The sequence below is a fragment of the Acinetobacter sp. ABJ_C5_2 genome, from assembly GCF_044538485.1.
In the GTDB taxonomy this organism is placed as follows: Bacteria; Pseudomonadota; Gammaproteobacteria; order Pseudomonadales; family Moraxellaceae; genus Acinetobacter; species Acinetobacter nosocomialis_A.
The window spans coordinates 31,813-50,283 of the sequence record NZ_JBIUCS010000022.1 but is presented as its reverse complement, the minus strand read 5'-3'; the positions used below and the strand labels follow the sequence as shown (position 1 = coordinate 50,283).

Sequence of the window (18,471 nt, the reverse complement as noted above, 5' to 3'; positions counted from 1 at the left end):
ATAAGACAAAGTAAAAAAACAATTAATCTAGAGTCTAAAACAAATATAACATTTGAGATTTATTGGTTACATTGGCAAATCTCTACACAATATATTTTTTGGTTACACTTCTTTCCTCAGTGATTTTTTATTTTTAAACAGAGGTTTTTATTTATTAAAACAGTATAATTTATACTTTTAAAAATATAATTATGAAGTCATTATGCTCTCAATTTTACTTTATACAAACGAGCACTCTCAACACTTCTAATAGGAATATGAGTTATGGAAAAACAAGAAATTATATCAATTGTAGATAGATATTTTTCTAATCCTATTTCTAAAGTAACGAATTTTCCTACGCATAAGCTAAAAAATAATGCACCTACTGAAAAAGAAAATTCTTTCTTCTTTCTACATGACTTTGGTACTTATGAATTAGAAGCTAAATTCAATTATTGTGATGGTTTTCCACAGAAAATTGCTTTACTGATACATGGCGGCAACTCTGATTTAAGTTCTTTAAGTCCTTTGGAAAATCTACTTAGAAGTAAAAATATTGGAATGCTTTCATTCAATTTAAGTGGTTTAAATAATACAAGTGAAACGAAATCATCTTTATCACAGAACATAAATGAAAGTATGGTTTTTTACAGCCTTCTAAAAAAAGTGGATATTGTTATTGGATATAGTTTAGGCGGTTATATTGCAATCAATTTAGCGAAAAAATTTCAAATTGATCGATTGATTCTGTTATGCCCAGCAATATATTCAGATCAAGCAGTCAAAAAAATGTATGGAAATGAATTTAAAGATGAAATTTCCAAACCCTATAGCTTTTATTCATCATCAATTTGGCGTTTTTTAATGGAATATAAAAGAGAACTCACAATAGTTTATGGAGAGTTGGATGGTATAAAAACAGATAATGGAAAGTCGAAAGGGCTTTATGAAATTAATGGTATTAAGAAATATTCTCCTATTCCCTATGAAATAGTCCAAACCTTAAAAAAAATTTCCATGCGAAAAGCTAACTTTAATTTCATAATTGAGAAAAATAAAGATCATTATCTTTTAAAAAATATCAGAAATTATAATTTTTAAAAATATTGATTAGATTGGACTGTAAAGGGTTCTCTTCTTATTAAAAGCGAATAGATTGAATTTTGAACTCCTACTCTCTTAGATGAAGTTGTTATTGTCGTAAAAATAAGGCCCCTTAAACTTTCTAGTTTAAAAGGCTTCTAAAATTCATTTAAATAAGAAATAGCTTTAATTTGTAGGAGCTAATTCAAAATCTGAAACAATACCGCAAAGAGTAAAATATTTGCGATCACTATGGCCCAACCACCATAGAGCATGTATTTCAGTTGACTTGAACGTGCTAAACCCATTTGACCAAACATATCAGAAGATGGGAAAGGACCAAACCAGTCTACTTGGGAACTTGATAATAAAACTGCTGTAACCGCTACAGGTGGAACCCCATTTGCCAGTAAAATTGGTCCAAAAATTTTATTGGTAAAGGTCATTTGTGCAACAGCTGCCCCTGGAATATGCCCCACAATATTAAATAAGAAAATACCAAAACACAGCATAGCAGGACTTAAGTCGACCAAATACGGTGTCGCATGATCTAATAGTGTTTGGTAAGCATTGAGTTTTTCAACAAGAACTAAAATTGGATTGTATAACCAGTAAAGAATAAACATCCAGACCAATTTACCGCATCCCTCGTAGAGTGCTTCTAAAATCTGCTTAGGACTAAAACCCGCAACGAGGCCTGTTAAAGTGGCAACAGTAAGCATCACAATAATTGCAAAACTAAAGCCTGCTTTAAAAATAATTCCAAGAATTGCCATCACGATAATTGTGCCAATAAATACAATCGCTGCACGTTTACTTCTTTTCAATTCAGAGGCACTTTCTATTTTTTCAGAAGGTTCTAAGAAATTTTCATTATAGGTATATTTTCCGAAAGTCCACTTTTGGATATAGCCAGACATGAACCAACCTGTAAGAAGTGTGACAACACTCATAGGTATGGCACAAGTGCTCAAATATTGCGGGTAGGTCAAGCCTCCCAACTCTAAAATAGTCACTGTACTTGGTGTAAAAGGTCCTATAAAGAGACCGACAGAGCCTGCCGTCATCAAAAGCAAAGCAACGGTAGGCGGCGTTAAACCAACTGCTGCAGCAATGGGAATAATGACAGCAACAATAATGGCATTACCACCTGCCATAGTACCCAATGAACCACAAATAACAACTGATGAAATCATGATGCCAAGTTTCACGCGAGGAATACTTGAAAGCCCGACTTTATGGACAATAAATTTGACCAATTCTTTCGCTGCGCCTGTTCGGTTGGCAACTTCACCAACCCCGGCTCCCAACATAATAATAAGACCTACAGTCGCAATAAATGAGCCCGTAGACTTTGCAAGAATTCCACCTAATTCAAATACACTGGTAGATGTCATTATCACACTGATAATAATCGCAATAATAACAGCAAGGACAATATCGAGACCGATAACAGTTAAGAGAGCTAAAGCAAAAATAGGTAATAACCCAATTAAACCGACCTCCTCTATTGGTAGGCCTTTTGCATAAAATGCTAAAGCAAAGCTAAGAATAATAATGGTGATAAGGGCAATATTTTTAGGTGTCCTTATATTAGGTATTGTTATAGAAGATTGCTCAACTGACATATGTATCACTCCTTGATCATTGGGCATTGAATTTCATACCAATTTACAAGGGTTCATTGACATTAAATAATGAATTCTAATAGATTACCTATAACTATTAGTTATGTGCTCATTTATGAATCTTCGACACCTAGAGATATTCTATTTAGTCATGCTTTTTGGTTCACTCACAGAGGCTGCATCATCGTTATGTATTTCACAGCCTGCCGCAAGTAAATTGCTCAAACATGCAGAGCAACGGCTTGGTTTTGCACTATTTAAACGGGTCAAAGGAAAATTACAGCCAACCAAAGAAGCCTATACTTTGTATGATGAAATTAAGCCAATTTATGAAAAAATAAATGAATTAAATAAGTTGACGGATAATTTGGCGAGAAATACTCAAGGTCAAATCACACTCGGATGTTTACCCAGTTTAGGTTTGAGTCTCATCCCCAAGTTAACTGCAAAATTTTTAAAAAAATACCGAGATGTTTTTGTCAATATTGGTACAGATCATACTCAAGCACTAGAGCAAAAATTATTAAGACGTGAAATTGATATTGCGGTGACGTTCCAGCCCCATACTCAGCATGGCATTATTGCCACACCTGTTCTGGAAATCCCTCTGGTTTATATTGATTCTCAACCTATTGACTCAAATCAAGATATTCATTCAATTGATGAAAACAGGTGGATTCAACCCTACGCAGATTCCCTCATGCAAGTCGTAAAAAAGTACAGAACATTTAATAAAAGTATTGTGAATGTACAAACCTACTATATGGCGAGTGAACTGGTACGTGAAGGTTTAGGCTGTAGCATTACCGATATTTATACTGCTGCACACTCCTTACCAAATCACATGATTCACCCAATAAAACCAAGTTTGTATACCACAATTTATATTTTAAAAAATGCCAATGTAAGTACAACCAAAGCGACTGAAGATTTTATTGAATTAATAAAAAGAGAAATTGCTTCGATGACACCATCGATTAACCAAAAGTTATGAGTACTATGTAAAAACTCATTTGTTTAACCCTTTTTCTTCTTCTTTAATACAAATGTGTGTTGCAAATATAGCATGGAAGAATGAAAAAACATGTCGTTGTCATTGGTGGTGGAGTCATTGGTTTAAGTACAGCCTATGCACTTATTCAAGCAGGTCATAAAGTTACAATAGTGGAAGCGAATGACAAGATTGGCTGCCAGACAAGTTTTGCAAATGGTGGTCAACTCAGTTATCGCTATGTTGCACCTTTAGCGGATGCAGGCGTTCCGTTTCAGGCGCTGCAATGGTTAGGAAAAGCCCATTCGCCTTTAAACTTTAAATTGAATTTTTCACCTCTTCAATGGTCGTGGTTATTCCAATTCCTCATGGCATGTAATCGTAAAGACAATATTGTGAACGGCAATCATATTTTACGGTTATCCCTATATAGTCAAAGTATTATGTCTAAATGGCGTGATGAAATTGATGATTTTGACTGGGTAAAATCAGGAAAAATGATTATTCATCGCAATGAAAAAGCATTTAAAAAAGCAGCATTAACGATAGATCCAACTGTACAAAAAGTGCTTTCACCGGAAGAAACCGTTCAACTTGAACCTGCATTGAAAGGTATTGGATCTACATTAGTGGGTTCAATTTATACACCAGATGATGAAACAGCAGATTGCTACAAATTTTGTTTAGCTTTGTATAAAGCACTAGAAAAGAGTCGTAACTTCACATGCTTATATACACATGAAGTGACAGATTTTTTTGCAGAAAATAATAAAATTACTGCGATTGAAACAAATCAAGGACGTATAGAAGCAGATGAATTTGTCGTTGCTGCGGGCAATAGCAGTACTGCACTTTTTAATATGGTAGGTATTTCAGTCCCAGTTTATCCATTAAAAGGATATAGCCTGACTCTACCCTTCCCAGAAAAAACCAATGTTGTACCCAATATGAGCGTAACCGATTATGCAAATAAAATTGTATATGCAAAATTGGGGAATCAGCTTCGCATTGCCGCAATGGTCGATATTGGCTATCAAGATATCTACATTCGAAAAGAACGTATAAATGCATTGAAAGATACGGTACGAAAAACATTTCCCGATTTATTGGGTGTAAATACTGCACAAGAATGGAGTGGTTTACGTCCATCCACCCCTACCGGTTTACCCATTCTGGGTCGTACGAAATATTTGAATTTATGGGCAAATATTGGCCAAGGTAGTTTAGGTTTCACATTAGCTGCTGGTTGTGCCATGGTCATTAGTCAGTTAATTAGCCAAGCAACATCACCAATTACATTAGATGGTTTATCTCTGGAGAAATAAAATGAGTCATGACATTCAACGTATTGACACAAATGCACGTTTATCAGGTTGTGTGCTTCATAACGGTTTAGTGTATGTTTCGGGTCAAGTTCCAACAACTTTAGATGCTGATGCCAAGCAACAAACTTTAGAAGTTCTAGCAAAAATTGATGCTTTACTTGAACAAGCTGGTAGTGATAAAAGCCGTATTTTAACTGCACAAATTTGGATTAAAAATATTGCCGAAGATTTTGCAGTGTTCAATGAATGTTGGGAAGCATGGTTACCAGATGGAGCAGCACCAGCACGCGCGGCTATTCAAGCAGATTTGGCACGTCCACAAGTATTAGTAGAAGTAATGGTTACGGCGAGTGTTAAATAATATTTTTAAAGTCAAGCTAGTAAATTTGCTAGCTTGATTAACTCACTCTCAATTATAACCACTCATCAACTCGATGTTGCACATCTTTAGAGGTAACGCTGATCACCTCATCCTTACTAAATACTTTACGAATTGATTTTAATCTGACCAGTTAGTTAGGTTGAGACAAAATAAATTTTCAAAAGACATTTTTAAAATAAAAAAACCCATTCCAAAAACTTGAAATGGGTCTAGTGAAAACCACTGAGCCTGAAATAGTAAAAAAGTAGAGCCTAACAATATCTACTGTAATGATTTGATGAGAAAATACAATATATATTCAAATAATTTTTAGATGAAATTTATTAAAAACGAAATTGTAAATATTAACTAAACAATACTAATTAAAATTCAATGATGAAAATTGTTCTCTTACCATTTTGGCTAGATGTTAATATAACTTTTCGCGAACCAAAATAATCTTTAAAAAATACTCTACATCTATTCAAATATAACCAAAATGCGATTTATATCAACATTTTAAAATACTAAATCTTAACACTCTTTAAGATTAGCCTGAGGACGCCCCCAATTTTGTAATTGTAAAGTTCTGGAAATACTCGATGTATTATTTAAGGAAAACTTTACAACTTTAAGTAATAGAATCTAGCAATTTGTTCAAATATCTCTGAGCTCACTCCGCAAAAACACTCATAAATATCTACTATTCCACATTAAAAATTTACTTCACATTGACTTTCTAACAAACGTTAGTTAGATTATTTAAAATTCAGTTATCTAAGAAGTTATAAATGATTTTAGTTAGTCAAAAAGATCGTACCTGGACTGATAGTAATATCCCAGGAGTTCAAACCTGTCGAACTTGGATTAGTGAAGACGGTATTGAAAGCTATTTAGCAAAATTTCAGGCTGGAACAAGTTTTCCAAAACACACTCATATTGGATGGGAACAGATCATTGTTTTAGAAGGTGTGATTCGCTTCAACGATGTCGAAATGCAGGCTGGAGATGTGTTACAAGTTCAAGGTACTGACGAACATAAGGCATTTGCCGTAGAGAACACTCTCTTGTTCATTACTCATCATGGCGGTATTGAACTGACGGAATAATATTATGACCTCCTCTACAAAAAACCATACACCTTTGACGCGAGAAAAAATACTAGGAGCCGCAATTCATCTGTTTCAACAGCATGGATTCAGCGGACTAGGCATGCGACAAATCGCTGACTGCTTACAAATAAAGGCGCCTAGTCTCTACTACCATTTTGAGTCTAAAGATGATCTGGCACGATCTGCACTTCAACACTACAGAGAAGAGCAATTCTATCGATTGCAGGAAATTGAAAAACTGGATGGCTTAACCCAAAAACTGCATGCATATTCTGAACTTTTCGCCGAGATGCTGAACGACGAAAAACGTCTATGCTTATATATGGTAATGGTGAGAGAAGCCTCTTTCCAGCAAGAGCCATGTGTAAGTGAATTGAGGTTGTTCGCCAAACAGAATATCGATTGGTTAGAAGATACTTTATGCCAAGCAAAAAAAAAATCACCTCAACCTATTGAAACAGAGCGAGACATGGCTGAAATCATATTTGCTTCTCTCGAAGGTATCATGGCCACCTCTCTAGTTGATGAGAGCCCATGTACACACTTTCGCTCAAAAGCTAAATCTTTCCTCAACATTATGTTGCTCACAACCGTTAAATAAAAAAACAGGCTCTAACAGCTCTAGAATCTGCGCTTTAATTGTTATTGGTTAAATGCTCGGATTTAAAGGATAAGAGCCTGTAATTAAAATCTTATACACAGCAGATGGTTATCGATTTCTTGCTTATAGCCATTCTTATAGTCACAGCCGACATGCAGGCTGGAAAGTTTATTTTCCGCTTTGGGTACTGCACATCATGGCACGTAAATAATAATATAGTATCTGTTGATCATGCTATTTAGCTTCAACCAACATATTGATGATACTAATTAAAATTAAGTATTAAATACACATATGAAAAAAGCCCCTGCTTTTAATAGGGGCTTTTCGAATTTGGCGGAAGCGGTGAGATTCGAACTCACGGAGGACTCACACCCTCGTCGGTTTTCAAGACCGGTGCATTAAACCGCTCTGCCACGCTTCCATGTGCGTAAGAATACAAAGCTTATTCATTTTATTCAAGAAAAATATCACCGCTTTGTGTTCAAGTGCATATTGTTTCATCAATTTTACAATCGAGCAGCTAATTCTGCTCCTTCTTTGATCGCACGCTTCGCATCTAGCTCTGCTGCGAGCTTTGCTCCACCAATAATATGGTAGTTCGCTATAGTCGACTCACCTTCTTTTGGCATTAAGTCTTTTACCGACTCTTGACCTGCACACACCACAACCGTGTCTACACGTAAAAGCTGGTCTTGACCATTATGCTCAATCCAAAGCCCTTCATCAGTGATTGCTTTATATTGCACACCACGTAACATGCGTACACCATGCTTTTTAAGTTGTGCACGGTGTACCCAACCTGAAGTCTTGCCAAGACCAATACCGAGAGATGTTGTTTTACGTTGTAGTAAATAAATTTCACGTATTGCTGGTTCAACCACAGGTGGCTGCATACCACCTTCAGAAATATAATTCGGATCTGGGTCTACACCCCATTCACGTTGCCACTCTGCTAAAGGTTGAGGCTGTGGCTGATGTGGTGGTTTAAGTAAAAACTCAGATACATCAAAACCAATACCACCTGCCCCAATCACTGCAACTTTTTGTCCAACTTCTGCACCTTGTAAAACTTGAGCATAGGAAAGAACTTGTGGTGAATTACTTCCTTCAATTTTTAAAGCACGTGGTATTACACCCGTTGCCACAATAACTTCGTCAAAACCTTCACGCTCAAGTTGCTCACGATTTACACGAGTGTTTAAACGTACATCTACCCCTGTTTTTTGAAGCTGTACTTTAAAGTAGCGAATTGTCTCGTGGAATTCTTCTTTACCTGGTACAACCTTGGCAAAATTGAACTGACCACCTACATCTTTATTGGCTTCAAACAAAGTCACTGCATGACCACGACTTGCCGCCACAGTTGCAGCAGACATACCAGCTACACCACCACCTACAACGGCAATACGTTTTGGCTGTTTAGTCTTTAAATAGACCAGTTCTGTTTCATGGCCTGCACGTGGGTTAACCAAACAAGACACACGCTTATTTTTAAATGCATGATCTAAACACGCTTGGTTACACGCGATACAAGTATTAATTTCATCAACACGGTTGGTCGCAGTTTTATTTACCCAAAAAGCATCGGCCAATAAAGGACGAGCCATTTGAATCATGTCTGCCTTGCCTTTTGCCAAAACCTCTTCAGCAGTTTCAGGCATATTAATACGGTTAGATGCAATGACTGGAATTGAAATATGTTGTTTTACATGAGCCGTGTAATCGACAAATGCTGCACGAGGTACCGACGTTACAATGGTTGGTACACGTGCTTCATGCCAACCAATACCCGTATTTAATAAAGTGACACCCGCCTTTTCTAAAGCTTTAGCAACAGTGACTACTTCTTGCATGGTGTTACCGTCATGTACAAGGTCGAGTAGCGATAAACGGAAGCAAATAATAAATTTTTCGCCTACTTTCGCACGGATTGCTTTCACAATTTCAACCGGAAAACGCATACGGTTTTCGATTTCACCGCCCCAACGGTCAGTACGCTGGTTTACATGGCGACTTAAGAACTGGTTAATCAGATATCCTTCTGACCCCATAATTTCGACGCCGTCATAACCTGCTTTTTTAGCAATGTCAGCGCACTGTGCGTAATCTTCTATTGTGCTGAGAATATTTTTTTCAGAAAGCTGACGCGGTTTAAATGGTGAAATTGGTGATTTAATTGCTGTTGAAGACACCACAAATGGCTGATAACCATAACGCCCTGCGTGCAAAATCTGCATTAAGATTTTAGAGCCATGTTTATGGACAGCATGGGTTACCAAACGGTGCTGAGGAACATCAAAGAGACTATTCATGGTTCCACCCGCAGGTGCCAACCAGCCTTGACGGTTCGGAGAAATACCGCCTGTCACAATCAGGCCAACCCCACCTTTTGCACGCTCTTCAAAATAAGCTGCCAGTTTTGGATAGTTAAAAAAGCGGTCTTCTAATCCCGTATGCATAGAACCCATAACTACACGGTTTTTAATGGTAGTGAAGCCCAAATGTAATGGTTTTAATAAATTGGCGTAACTTGTCATGCTGCGTCCCAATATTTTTTTGCAACTTGTTGCATAGTACTTTAATACTTTTTTAACGATTTTGGATGACCAAGAATTATTTTTTATTCGAGATTATGGTCAATCTATATATAAAGAAGACAATCCTATGTTTTCTTCAAATAATAAATACCAATCATAACAAGTGAATTAATGCTTTTTTTGCCAAAAAAAGCACCATGAATAGTGCTACAATAGCCGCCATTCAGAATTCTCGAGACCACCTCAACGGGGTCTTTTTCATAAATGTTAGGATTAGCAATGACTGATAATGCAACTATCTTGCAGCATGTACCAGTAGGCAAAAAAGTTGGGATTGCCTTCTCCGGTGGTCTAGACACTTCAGCTGCTTTATTGTGGATGAAACAAAAAGGCGCTGAGCCTTATGCATACACTGCAAACTTAGGCCAGCCAGATGAAGACGACTACGATGCAATTCCAAAGAAAGCAGAACAATACGGCGCTGTAAAAGCTCGCTTAATTGACTGCCGCTTACAATTGGCGCTTGAAGGTATTGCTGCAATTCAGTGTGGTGCATTCCATATCAGTACAGGCGGCGTTCCTTATTTCAATACGACTCCACTCGGTCGTGCAGTAACAGGTACAATGTTAGTTACTGCTATGAAAGAAGATGACGTAAACATCTGGGGTGATGGTTCAACTTATAAAGGTAACGATATTGAACGTTTCTATCGTTATGGTTTGTTGACTAACCCAAATCTTAAAATTTATAAGCCTTGGTTAGATCAAAACTTTATTGATGAGCTTGGTGGCCGTGCAGAAATGTCACAGTTCCTCATCGATAATGGTTTTGACTACAAAATGTCAAAAGAAAAAGCGTACTCAACTGACTCAAACATGTTGGGCGCGACTCACGAAGCGAAAGATCTTGAATACCTAAATGCTGGTATCAAAATCGTTGACCCAATTATGGGCGTTGCTTTCTGGAAAGAAGAAGTTGAAATCAAACCTGAAGAAGTCACTGTACGTTTTGAAGAAGGTGTACCTGTTGCGTTAAACGGTCAAACTTTTAACAATCCGGTTGAACTTATTCTTGAAGCAAACCGTATTGGCGGTCGTCATGGTTTAGGTATGTCTGACCAAATCGAAAACCGTATTATCGAAGCGAAATCTCGCGGTATTTATGAAGCACCGGGTATGGCCCTTCTTCATATTGCTTACGAGCGTTTGGTTACGGGTATTCATAACGAAGATACAATCGAACAATACCGCATTAACGGTTTACGTTTAGGCCGTTTACTTTACCAAGGCCGTTGGTTCGACTCTCAAGCGCTTATGCTTCGTGAAACTGCACAGCGTTGGGTTGCTAAAGCGATTACTGGTGAAGTGACGCTTGAACTTCGTCGTGGTAATGACTACACCATCATGAACACTGAATCTCCAAACTTAACGTACGAAGCTGAACGTTTAACAATGGAAAAAGGTGATTCAATGTTTACGCCAATGGACCGTATTGGTCAGTTGACTATGCGTAACCTCGACATTACCGATACACGTGCAAAACTAGGTATCTATACAGATGCTGGCTTGCTTTCAATCGGTCAAGGTTCTGCAATCCCTCAATTAGACATTAAGAAAAAATAATTTTCTTATGACGTCAAAAAAGCCACCTCTATAGGTGGCTTTTTTATATTTAAAGTTAAGTTAGGCAATTTCGGCAACTTGTAAAGGTTGATAATAAATTTGGTTCCGTCCGAGTTGCTTTGCCCGATATAAAGCCTGATCTGCTGCATGAATTAAGTTATCTTGTCCCATCTTTAATCCGCCCGTATATACGGTAAACCCTAAGCTGATAGTGACGTACTTCGACACTAATGAAGCGGCATGAGGAATAGCTTGCCGTTCGATGGCTTTATAAATATTTGCTGCCACTGAATAAGCACCCTGTGCAGGTGTTTCAGGTAACAGTACGACAAACTCTTCACCCCCATAACGCGCAACAAAATCGACATGACGAATCGAGTTTTTAATTGCAGAAGCAATAGATGAGATGACTTTGTCCCCCATCTGATGCCCATAAAAATCGTTATAGTTTTTAAAAAAATCAATATCAATAAATAAAACAGCTAAAGGACGTTTCTCTTGATTTGCTCGGTAATAGAAGAAATCAAACATTTCATCAAAGGTACGACGGTTTGAAATTTGAGTCAGCGCATCTTGCTGACTTAAATGCAGTAGTTCAGATGCTTCTATCCGTAAAATCTGTTCATTAATTTCAGCAAGTTGGTTATTTAAAAAAAGACTTCGCTCTCTTGAGATAAGCATCGTGCTAATTGAAAAACCTAAAATACAAGTACCAAATAAAGCACGACCCAGCGCGATATAATCACAATTTACGTTTAATAAATTAAGAAAAACAAAAACCAGTATTGCTGCGGATAAACCTACATACAGCATATGGAGTGGTTTGATCCCGCTTAAGATAAACCCAAGCATATATAAAAAAGAAAGAAGCAACATCGACTGATTTTTAAGTGCCATATTTCCAACACTCAGCAACAACATAGCACTCGTAATAATGCTAAAGAAAACGATGCCGCAGGCCGCAAAATAAAAGTGCTCAGAAAGTTTTTTGAATCTGGCAAAAATCCAAAATAGTAAAAGTGCGAATGCAATATTCATGGCACTTAATACACAATGAACAAAGTCCAAAGTAATATAAGGCTTGCCTATCACTAAGTAGTCAGTTGGAAGGGCTAACAAAATGAAAATTAAATAAGTGAGTACACCGCTTGCTAGAAACTTTGAAATATTTTGCCGAGTGCGGTCAAGATTTAAACACCAGAATTTTTTTTCAAGTTTTTTTGGCAAAGGCATATTGGCGTAACGATGGGTATGTAGAGTGACCAAGTACTCGATTTCTTCTTTAGATTTGAGTAATTGATGAACATTTCCCCTATTCGCCACTAGTCGATTCCTACATATTTCGCGTTAACAAAATATAACATTAATTTTTAAAGCTCCCTGCGCTTTATTTTGCCATTTGTCCGTAATTCTCGTTACCATTTTCACACTTTATCGATTATCATTTGTTTTATTTCGAAGTTTGAACTGCCTTGAACTCTATTACCCTGCTCCAGCCAGATGATTGGCATGCACATTTACGTGATGGTTTAGCATTAAAACGTACTGTTCCAGATTTGGCTAAACAATTCGCTCGCGCGATCTGTATGCCTAACCTTGTGCCGCCTGTAAAAACAGTAGAAGAAGCTTTAGCTTATCGCGAACGCATTCTTGCTCATGTTCCAGAAGGCAATAATTTTGACCCTCGTATGGTGCTTTATTTTACTGATCACACTTCACCAGATGAAGTTCGTAAAATTAAAGAATCAGAACATGTAAATGCAATTAAACTTTACCCTGCCGGTGCGACTACAAACTCAGACAATGGTGTGAGTGATATTCGCAAAGTTTATGCAGTCATTGAGCAATTAGAAGAGCATCAAGTGCCGTTATTGCTTCATGGTGAAGTGACTCACAATCATGTAGATATTTTTGATCGTGAAAAACGCTTCCTAGATGAGGTATTATCACCATTATTGAAACAGTTCCCGAAACTTAAAGTTGTGCTTGAACACATCACAACAAGTGATGCTGCACACTTTGTTTTAGAACAAGACCGTAATGTTGCAGCAACAATCACTCCTCAGCATTTATTATTTAACCGTAATGATATGTTGGTTGGTGGTATTAAACCGCATTTCTACTGTTTGCCAATTTTAAAACGTCAAACGCACCAAACGACTTTACTTGAAGTGGCGACAAGCGGTAATCCTAAGTTTTTCTTAGGTACAGACAGCGCCCCTCATGCACAAAATGCAAAAGAGAATGCTTGTGGCTGTGCAGGCTGCTATAGTGCACCAAATGCAATTGAGCTTTATGCACAAGCATTTGACCAAGTCGGTAAATTAGAGCGCCTAGAAGGTTTTGCTAGCCACTTTGGTGCAGACTTCTACGGTCTACCGCGTAATACTTCTACCATTACTTTGGTTAAAGAAGATAACCTCGTTCCAGAATCTTTTGATTATTTAGATAATCAAAAAATCATCCCGCTGCATGCCGGGAAAACGCTGCAATGGAGAAAAGTGTGACACAAGAAACCTCTGTCCCGGTCATTGGCCAACGTTTTCGTGGCTTCTTACCTGTTGTTGTCGATGTTGAAACGGCAGGTTTTAATGCCCAGACAGATGCATTGCTAGAAATCGCGTGCATTCCAATTGTGTATGATGCTCAGGGACAATTTGTCCCTGGTCCTGCATTTCATGCACATATTAACCCGTTTGAAGGGGCTAACCTCGACCGCCGTTCGCTAGACTTCATTGGTATTGATCCATTCAACCCAATGCGTATTGCAATGGCTGAAGATGAGCGAACTGCGTTACGTCGTATTTTTAAATCGGTCAATGAAGTTCGTAAACAACAACATTGTACTCATGCAGTACTTGTAGGCCATAACGCGCATTTTGATCTTGGTTTTTTACAAGCAGCAATTGCACGTACAAGCACGAAAAACCAAAATCCATTCCATAGTTTTTCAGTTATGGATACGGTTACGCTAAGCGCCGTTATGTTTGGACAAACTGTGCTTGCTAAAGCATGTATTCAAGCTGGAATTGAGTTCGATGGTAAAGAAGCACACTCTGCTTTATACGATACTCAGAAGACTGCTGAACTGTTTTGCTATATTTTGAACAAACTGTCGCCTTATCTCCTTGACAGTTTGGTGGCGGCTTCTTAAGATACCGCCATCCTCAACGTCCCTATCGTCTAGAGGCCTAGGACATCGCCCTTTCACGGCGGTAACCGGGGTTCGAATCCCCGTAGGGACGCCATATTCTTTCTACAAAGAATCATCGCTTCAAATTATTTTATCTCACTTCAAATTTTATCCATGAGATAAGTTCCGTATTTTCAAAATCAAGACTTCAACTTTACTTCATTAATATGTTGTGCAGGTTGCATAGTTGGCTCATCTCTCTCAATAATTATTGCATCAGCAATTAACTTTGTTTTTGTTAAATCTGGTTCTATTGGGACTTGAGCTAATGAACTCGATGCAATATTAAAATCACGATGTATTTGTGCCAGTTCTGGTGTTCGTTTATAGCGTATAACTTTAAAACCTGCTTCTTGAATTAAAGTATCTCGCTCTGCATCAAACTTTTCTTTCCCTTTATGACTAGAATCGTCTAGTTCAACAATAGCAACGATATTAAATGCTTTATCTAACACAACAAAATCAGCAACTTTGCGATTAAATAAATTACGCGTCGCGTATCCTTGCGCTGTCATAAAAGCACTGAAAGCAACTTGCGCCAAAATAATATGTTCCGGCAAAGCTTCCTTTAGTTTCATAAAAGTAGGTTGTTCATTCATAGTAATGATACGCTTTCCCTTGATTGGGTTACGTTTTGCATTTCTATTCTTGCTTTCCCCTTTCTTTAAAACACTTAAAATCGCCAATATCATTATGGCTATTAAAAATATGCCAACTATCGCAAACATCGAATTTCCCCTAAATAAATATAAAAACTATTTTGATTTTAAAAATACAATTAAAAACGGCTAGCTATAAATTATTTATATGATTTTAAAAGCTATTGTTCTATGTATCTAATGCTCTATTTTAGACTGTAATTTATAATTTTTTAACCCTATCTTTTTTGTTTTTAATTTTTATCATTGATATTTCCAAATAAAATACACTTGTGCAAATTTATCACTGATTCCATATTCCTTTTACACACAGTTACATTATAATAATTCTTATTTTTATACTGATATTTATTATCAACAAGGTTTTAAATGGATCTTAAGCTTCGCCTCCTCTCCCTGAGCATTGCTCAACTATGCTGTATCTCCTCTGCTTTTGCAGATACAGACACTTCTTCAACTACTCTTGCCACTATTAAAATTAAAGCCCAACAGGCATCAGATCAAACTTATAAAGTTGATAGCTCGAGTAGTGCAACACGCAGTGAAATTGCTTTAAAAGATACCCCTCAGTCGGTCAGTGTGGTCACCCAAAAAGTAATTGAAGATATTGGCGCTACTCGTTTAATTGACGCGCTTGATTTAGCTGGCGGCGTGACTCGTGCTAATAACTTTGGTGGTCAAGGTCTAACTGGTTTTAACGTGCGTGGGTTTACCAGTGGTGAGTTTTATCGAAACGGGTTTCCAATTAACCGTGGTTATCCAAATGCGCCAGATAGCAACACCATTGAACGTGTAGATGTTTTACGTGGCCCCTCTTCTAGCTTATATGGACGTGGTGACCCAGGTGGTACGTTTAACTTAATTTCTAAAACACCAAAGTCTGAGCAACAAACCACTTTAGGGGCACAGCTCAGTAGTGAAGGTTTATATCGCACTACTGTCGATACAACAGGTACTGTACCTAATGCGGAAAACGTTGGCTATCGTCTCAATGTGATTGCAGAAGGTGGTGATAGTTATCGCGACCATGTTGAATCTAAACGTTATGGCATTGCTCCAGTCATTCAATGGCAGGCTTCCGACGCAACAAAACTTACATTTGAAGCCGATATTTTAAGAAACCAACATCCGCTTGACCGTGGCCAAACACGCTATGCAGGTCAGAAGTCTTTTATCAGTTCACCAGACACTTATTTATGGGAAACGGGTAAAGACAACAACCGACTTTACAATGATAACAATATGGCTCAATTAAGAGTTGAACACGAGCTTGGAAATGACTGGAAGCTCAATGCTGGTGTGCAATATTTAAATGGCAAGTTACATGGCTATGCAGTAGAAGCAAATGGAATTCAAAAAGACGGGGAAACGCTAGGTCGAAATTACAACTACCGTGAACTAAAGTGGCAAGATACCGATGCTCAAATTAATCTAACAGGTAAATTCCAGTTTTTGGGTTTAGCAAACACCTTAGTTACTGGGCTTGAATATGAAAACTATGATTATAAGTCATACATTATTCGCTCAAGTGGAGATGTCGGTAGCTATCCTATTAATATCTACAACCCTGTTTTAGGGCAACCTCTACCTGAGCTTTATCGTGTAACCACACATGACCGTGAAAACTTAAAAACCACTGCCCTTTTTGTACAAGACCAAGTCGATTTAAATGAGCGTTTAAGCGCGCTATTAGGCTTACGTTTTGAACATTATGAGCATGACTATAAGAACCTATTACCGAATACCGCGAATTGGAATACCAGTCATAACGCGTTTATTCCACGTTTAGGTTTAATCTATAAAGCCAGTGACGATCTTTCCATCTACAGTAATGCTGCGAAATCTTTTAAGCCAAACACTGGTGCTAGCCGTAATGGAGACGGGTTTGATCCCGAAGAAGGCTTAGCTTACGAGTTAGGCTTTAAATGGCAAGCATTTGATAATATGTTATCAATTGATTCCGCTATTTTTTACGCCAATAAAGAAAATGTCTTAACCCTAGATCCTGTTGATTCAGCCTATAAAGTAGCAGCAGGTAAAATTCGTAGCCGTGGTATAGAGTTAAATATTGCTGGTCAACTTACACCTGCTTGGAAAATTATTGGTGGCTATGCCTATACAGATGCAGAAGTAACTAAAGACAATAGCTTGCAAAAAGGAACGGCTCTAGCCAACATTCCAAAAAATAGTTTTAATCTTTTAAATATTTATGAATTTCAGGATGGGCCTTTACAAGGGTTGGGCTTAGGTATCAATCAAAAATATATTGATAAACGTGCAGGTCAAACAGCCAATAGTACCTACACCATGAAAGGCTATGCAGTTACCGACCTCGTGTCTTATTATCAGGCAACGCCAAAATTACGCCTTAACTTAGATGTGAAGAACATTTTTGACAGAGTTTATGATGAAAGTGCTTTCAATTTATATGCCTATCCTGGTGAATCACGTACTGTTCAATTAGGTATAAGCTATACGTTCTAAATTAAAAGAACCAAACATCAGCCTTTTACCGTGTAAGATCTCACTAGGGATAGCAGTCATTAAGAAAGCCACTGTCTAAAAATACAGTGGCTTTTATTTTCTCATATAAAATATTATAAATTTATGATTTATAATATTTTATTATACTTAAACTATGTTCTACCCTATACTAAAAACAGATCAAAACTATAATTTGACATGACATGCAAATTCGATTATTTCATTTACAAAATTCACGCTCTCAACGCATTATTTGGTTTTTAGAAGAATTAGGACTCAACTATGAGCTCATCACTAAATATCATTCAGATGAAGACAAAAATAATAACTCACCGCATCAACTATCAAAATTTCCAACGCTCGAAATTATTGAACAAGGACAAACTGCAATTTTGGCTGAAACCTCAGCAATCCTAGATTATTTCTCTCATTTACACCCACAACTGGGACAGAACAATTTATTAAACCAACAACTTCAAAATTTTTATTATTGGAAAAATTACTGTGAGGCGACATTCATTCCAGATCTGGTACTTAAACAAATCTTTCACCAAATCGCAGAGCGCACACCTTTTCTGGTCCGTTTCGTTCCTAAGCTTTTAAAATATGGATTTGATCAAGGCTATCTCAATCAATCATTAGAACGACACATGAGTATGATCGATAAACATTTAGAACGTCACTTATGGTTTGCCGGAGATCAGTTTACTACTGCTGATATTTTGATGTGGTTTCCATTATTGGCTTGCTCACCAAATTACAGCCAGTTTAAACATATACAGCGTTATCTGACCCAGATAGAAAACAGACCTGCCTTTAAAAATGCTCTAATTAAAGGTCAATGGTCTGCTTCTACGTTTCAGACTTACTGGGCTATTGCTTGGTAATT

Annotated in this window: 15 protein-coding genes and 2 tRNA genes; 12 read left to right on the top strand and 5 right to left on the bottom strand. The window is 37.4% G+C overall.

Translation table 11 applies throughout. The annotated features are described in order from the left end of the window. The first annotated feature begins 264 nt into the window (after positions 1-264). Positions 265-1,083 carry a YqiA/YcfP family alpha/beta fold hydrolase gene (locus ACH8JV_RS15135; RefSeq protein ID WP_396522192.1) on the top strand — a complete coding sequence of 273 codons (819 nt, stop codon included), beginning with the start codon at positions 265-267 and terminating at the stop codon, positions 1,081-1,083. A 182-nt stretch (positions 1,084-1,265) separates the two neighbouring features. Here the strand turns inward: ACH8JV_RS15135 and ACH8JV_RS15130 are convergent, their stop codons facing one another. Beyond that, positions 1,266-2,693, bottom strand: coding sequence for a gluconate:proton symporter (locus ACH8JV_RS15130; protein ID WP_396522190.1), 1,428 nt, complete (start codon positions 2,691-2,693; stop codon positions 1,266-1,268). 115 nt (positions 2,694-2,808) lie between these two features. Between ACH8JV_RS15130 and ACH8JV_RS15125 the strand changes: the two genes are divergently transcribed. The 5 genes from ACH8JV_RS15125 (at position 2,809) to ACH8JV_RS15105 (ending at position 7,083) form a co-directional block, all read left to right on the top strand. Further along, the gene (locus ACH8JV_RS15125) at positions 2,809-3,687 is read left to right on the top strand and encodes a LysR family transcriptional regulator (protein WP_396522188.1); all 879 of its coding nucleotides are present in this window, start codon (positions 2,809-2,811) and stop codon (positions 3,685-3,687) included. Positions 3,688-3,767: 80 nt separating this feature from the next. Then, entirely contained in the window at positions 3,768-5,009 is a 1,242-nt protein-coding gene (locus ACH8JV_RS15120) for a D-amino acid dehydrogenase (RefSeq protein ID WP_396522186.1), read from the top strand. Position 5,010: 1 nt separating this feature from the next. Next, positions 5,011-5,370, top strand: coding sequence for a RidA family protein (locus ACH8JV_RS15115; RefSeq protein WP_151741659.1), 360 nt, complete (start codon positions 5,011-5,013; stop codon positions 5,368-5,370). Between the two features lie 791 nt (positions 5,371-6,161). Beyond that, positions 6,162-6,479 carry a cupin domain-containing protein gene (locus ACH8JV_RS15110; RefSeq protein ID WP_063098363.1) on the top strand — a complete coding sequence of 106 codons (318 nt, stop codon included), beginning with the start codon at positions 6,162-6,164 and terminating at the stop codon, positions 6,477-6,479. A gap of 4 nt (positions 6,480-6,483) precedes the next feature. Next, complete coding sequence (locus ACH8JV_RS15105) at positions 6,484-7,083, top strand: TetR/AcrR family transcriptional regulator (RefSeq protein ID WP_396522183.1); 600 nt, start codon at positions 6,484-6,486, stop codon at positions 7,081-7,083. 334 nt (positions 7,084-7,417) lie between these two features. Here the strand turns inward: ACH8JV_RS15105 and ACH8JV_RS15100 are convergent. Beyond that, a tRNA-Ser gene (locus tag ACH8JV_RS15100) sits at positions 7,418-7,507 on the bottom strand. Positions 7,508-7,592: 85 nt separating this feature from the next. Continuing rightward, positions 7,593-9,623: an FAD-dependent oxidoreductase gene (locus tag ACH8JV_RS15095; protein ID WP_396522181.1), complete on the bottom strand. Its 2,031-nt coding sequence runs from the start codon at positions 9,621-9,623 to the stop codon at positions 7,593-7,595. Positions 9,624-9,887: 264 nt separating this feature from the next. On the opposite strand from ACH8JV_RS15095, the gene argG reads away from it, so the two are divergent. Further along, positions 9,888-11,246: an argininosuccinate synthase gene (gene argG / locus ACH8JV_RS15090; RefSeq protein WP_396522179.1), complete on the top strand. Its 1,359-nt coding sequence runs from the start codon at positions 9,888-9,890 to the stop codon at positions 11,244-11,246. Positions 11,247-11,306: 60 nt separating this feature from the next. Here argG and ACH8JV_RS15085 read toward each other — a convergent pair whose 3' ends face one another. Beyond that, positions 11,307-12,569, bottom strand: coding sequence for a diguanylate cyclase (locus tag ACH8JV_RS15085; protein ID WP_343570064.1), 1,263 nt, complete (start codon positions 12,567-12,569; stop codon positions 11,307-11,309). A gap of 149 nt (positions 12,570-12,718) precedes the next feature. On the opposite strand from ACH8JV_RS15085, the gene pyrC reads away from it, so the two are divergent. The 3 genes from pyrC (at position 12,719) to ACH8JV_RS15070 (ending at position 14,494) form a co-directional block, all read left to right on the top strand. Next, positions 12,719-13,753 carry a dihydroorotase gene (gene pyrC, locus ACH8JV_RS15080; RefSeq protein ID WP_001084867.1) on the top strand — a complete coding sequence of 345 codons (1,035 nt, stop codon included), beginning with the start codon at positions 12,719-12,721 and terminating at the stop codon, positions 13,751-13,753. Continuing rightward, entirely contained in the window at positions 13,738-14,400 is a 663-nt protein-coding gene (gene rnt, locus ACH8JV_RS15075) for a ribonuclease T (protein WP_204389336.1), read from the top strand. The genes pyrC and rnt overlap by 16 nt, the downstream gene beginning before the upstream one ends. A gap of 18 nt (positions 14,401-14,418) precedes the next feature. Next, positions 14,419-14,494, top strand: a tRNA-Glu gene (locus ACH8JV_RS15070). Between the two features lie 85 nt (positions 14,495-14,579). On the opposite strand, the gene ACH8JV_RS15065 is transcribed toward ACH8JV_RS15070, so the two are convergent. Beyond that, the gene (locus ACH8JV_RS15065) at positions 14,580-15,167 is read right to left on the bottom strand and encodes a DUF2726 domain-containing protein (protein ID WP_311071998.1); all 588 of its coding nucleotides are present in this window, start codon (positions 15,165-15,167) and stop codon (positions 14,580-14,582) included. A 300-nt stretch (positions 15,168-15,467) separates the two neighbouring features. On the opposite strand from ACH8JV_RS15065, the gene ACH8JV_RS15060 reads away from it, so the two are divergent. Next, positions 15,468-17,582, top strand: coding sequence for a TonB-dependent siderophore receptor (locus tag ACH8JV_RS15060; protein ID WP_396522176.1), 2,115 nt, complete (start codon positions 15,468-15,470; stop codon positions 17,580-17,582). A 203-nt stretch (positions 17,583-17,785) separates the two neighbouring features. Further along, positions 17,786-18,469 (top strand): glutathione S-transferase N-terminal domain-containing protein, encoded by a 684-nt coding sequence (locus ACH8JV_RS15055; protein WP_396522174.1) that lies wholly within the window; start codon positions 17,786-17,788, stop codon positions 18,467-18,469. The last annotated feature ends 2 nt before the right edge of the window (positions 18,470-18,471 follow it).

Excerpts from the sequence above, each read along its gene's own strand:
- ACH8JV_RS15125 (WP_396522188.1), top strand. The coding sequence starts at position 2,809 with ATGAATCTTCGACACCTAGAGATATTCTATTTAGTCATGCTTTTTGGT.
- ACH8JV_RS15115 (WP_151741659.1), top strand. The coding sequence starts at position 5,011 with ATGAGTCATGACATTCAACGTATTGACACAAATGCACGTTTATCAGGT.
- ACH8JV_RS15135 (WP_396522192.1), top strand. The coding sequence starts at position 265 with ATGGAAAAACAAGAAATTATATCAATTGTAGATAGATATTTTTCTAAT.
- ACH8JV_RS15130 (WP_396522190.1), bottom strand. The coding sequence starts at position 2,693 with ATGTCAGTTGAGCAATCTTCTATAACAATACCTAATATAAGGACACCT.
- ACH8JV_RS15105 (WP_396522183.1), top strand. The coding sequence starts at position 6,484 with ATGACCTCCTCTACAAAAAACCATACACCTTTGACGCGAGAAAAAATA.
- ACH8JV_RS15060 (WP_396522176.1), top strand. The coding sequence starts at position 15,468 with ATGGATCTTAAGCTTCGCCTCCTCTCCCTGAGCATTGCTCAACTATGC.
- ACH8JV_RS15065 (WP_311071998.1), bottom strand. The coding sequence starts at position 15,167 with ATGTTTGCGATAGTTGGCATATTTTTAATAGCCATAATGATATTGGCG.
- ACH8JV_RS15095 (WP_396522181.1), bottom strand. The coding sequence starts at position 9,623 with ATGACAAGTTACGCCAATTTATTAAAACCATTACATTTGGGCTTCACT.
- ACH8JV_RS15055 (WP_396522174.1), top strand. The coding sequence starts at position 17,786 with ATGCAAATTCGATTATTTCATTTACAAAATTCACGCTCTCAACGCATT.
- rnt (WP_204389336.1), top strand. The coding sequence starts at position 13,738 with ATGGAGAAAAGTGTGACACAAGAAACCTCTGTCCCGGTCATTGGCCAA.
- argG (WP_396522179.1), top strand. The coding sequence starts at position 9,888 with ATGTTAGGATTAGCAATGACTGATAATGCAACTATCTTGCAGCATGTA.
- ACH8JV_RS15110 (WP_063098363.1), top strand. The coding sequence starts at position 6,162 with ATGATTTTAGTTAGTCAAAAAGATCGTACCTGGACTGATAGTAATATC.
- ACH8JV_RS15120 (WP_396522186.1), top strand. The coding sequence starts at position 3,768 with ATGAAAAAACATGTCGTTGTCATTGGTGGTGGAGTCATTGGTTTAAGT.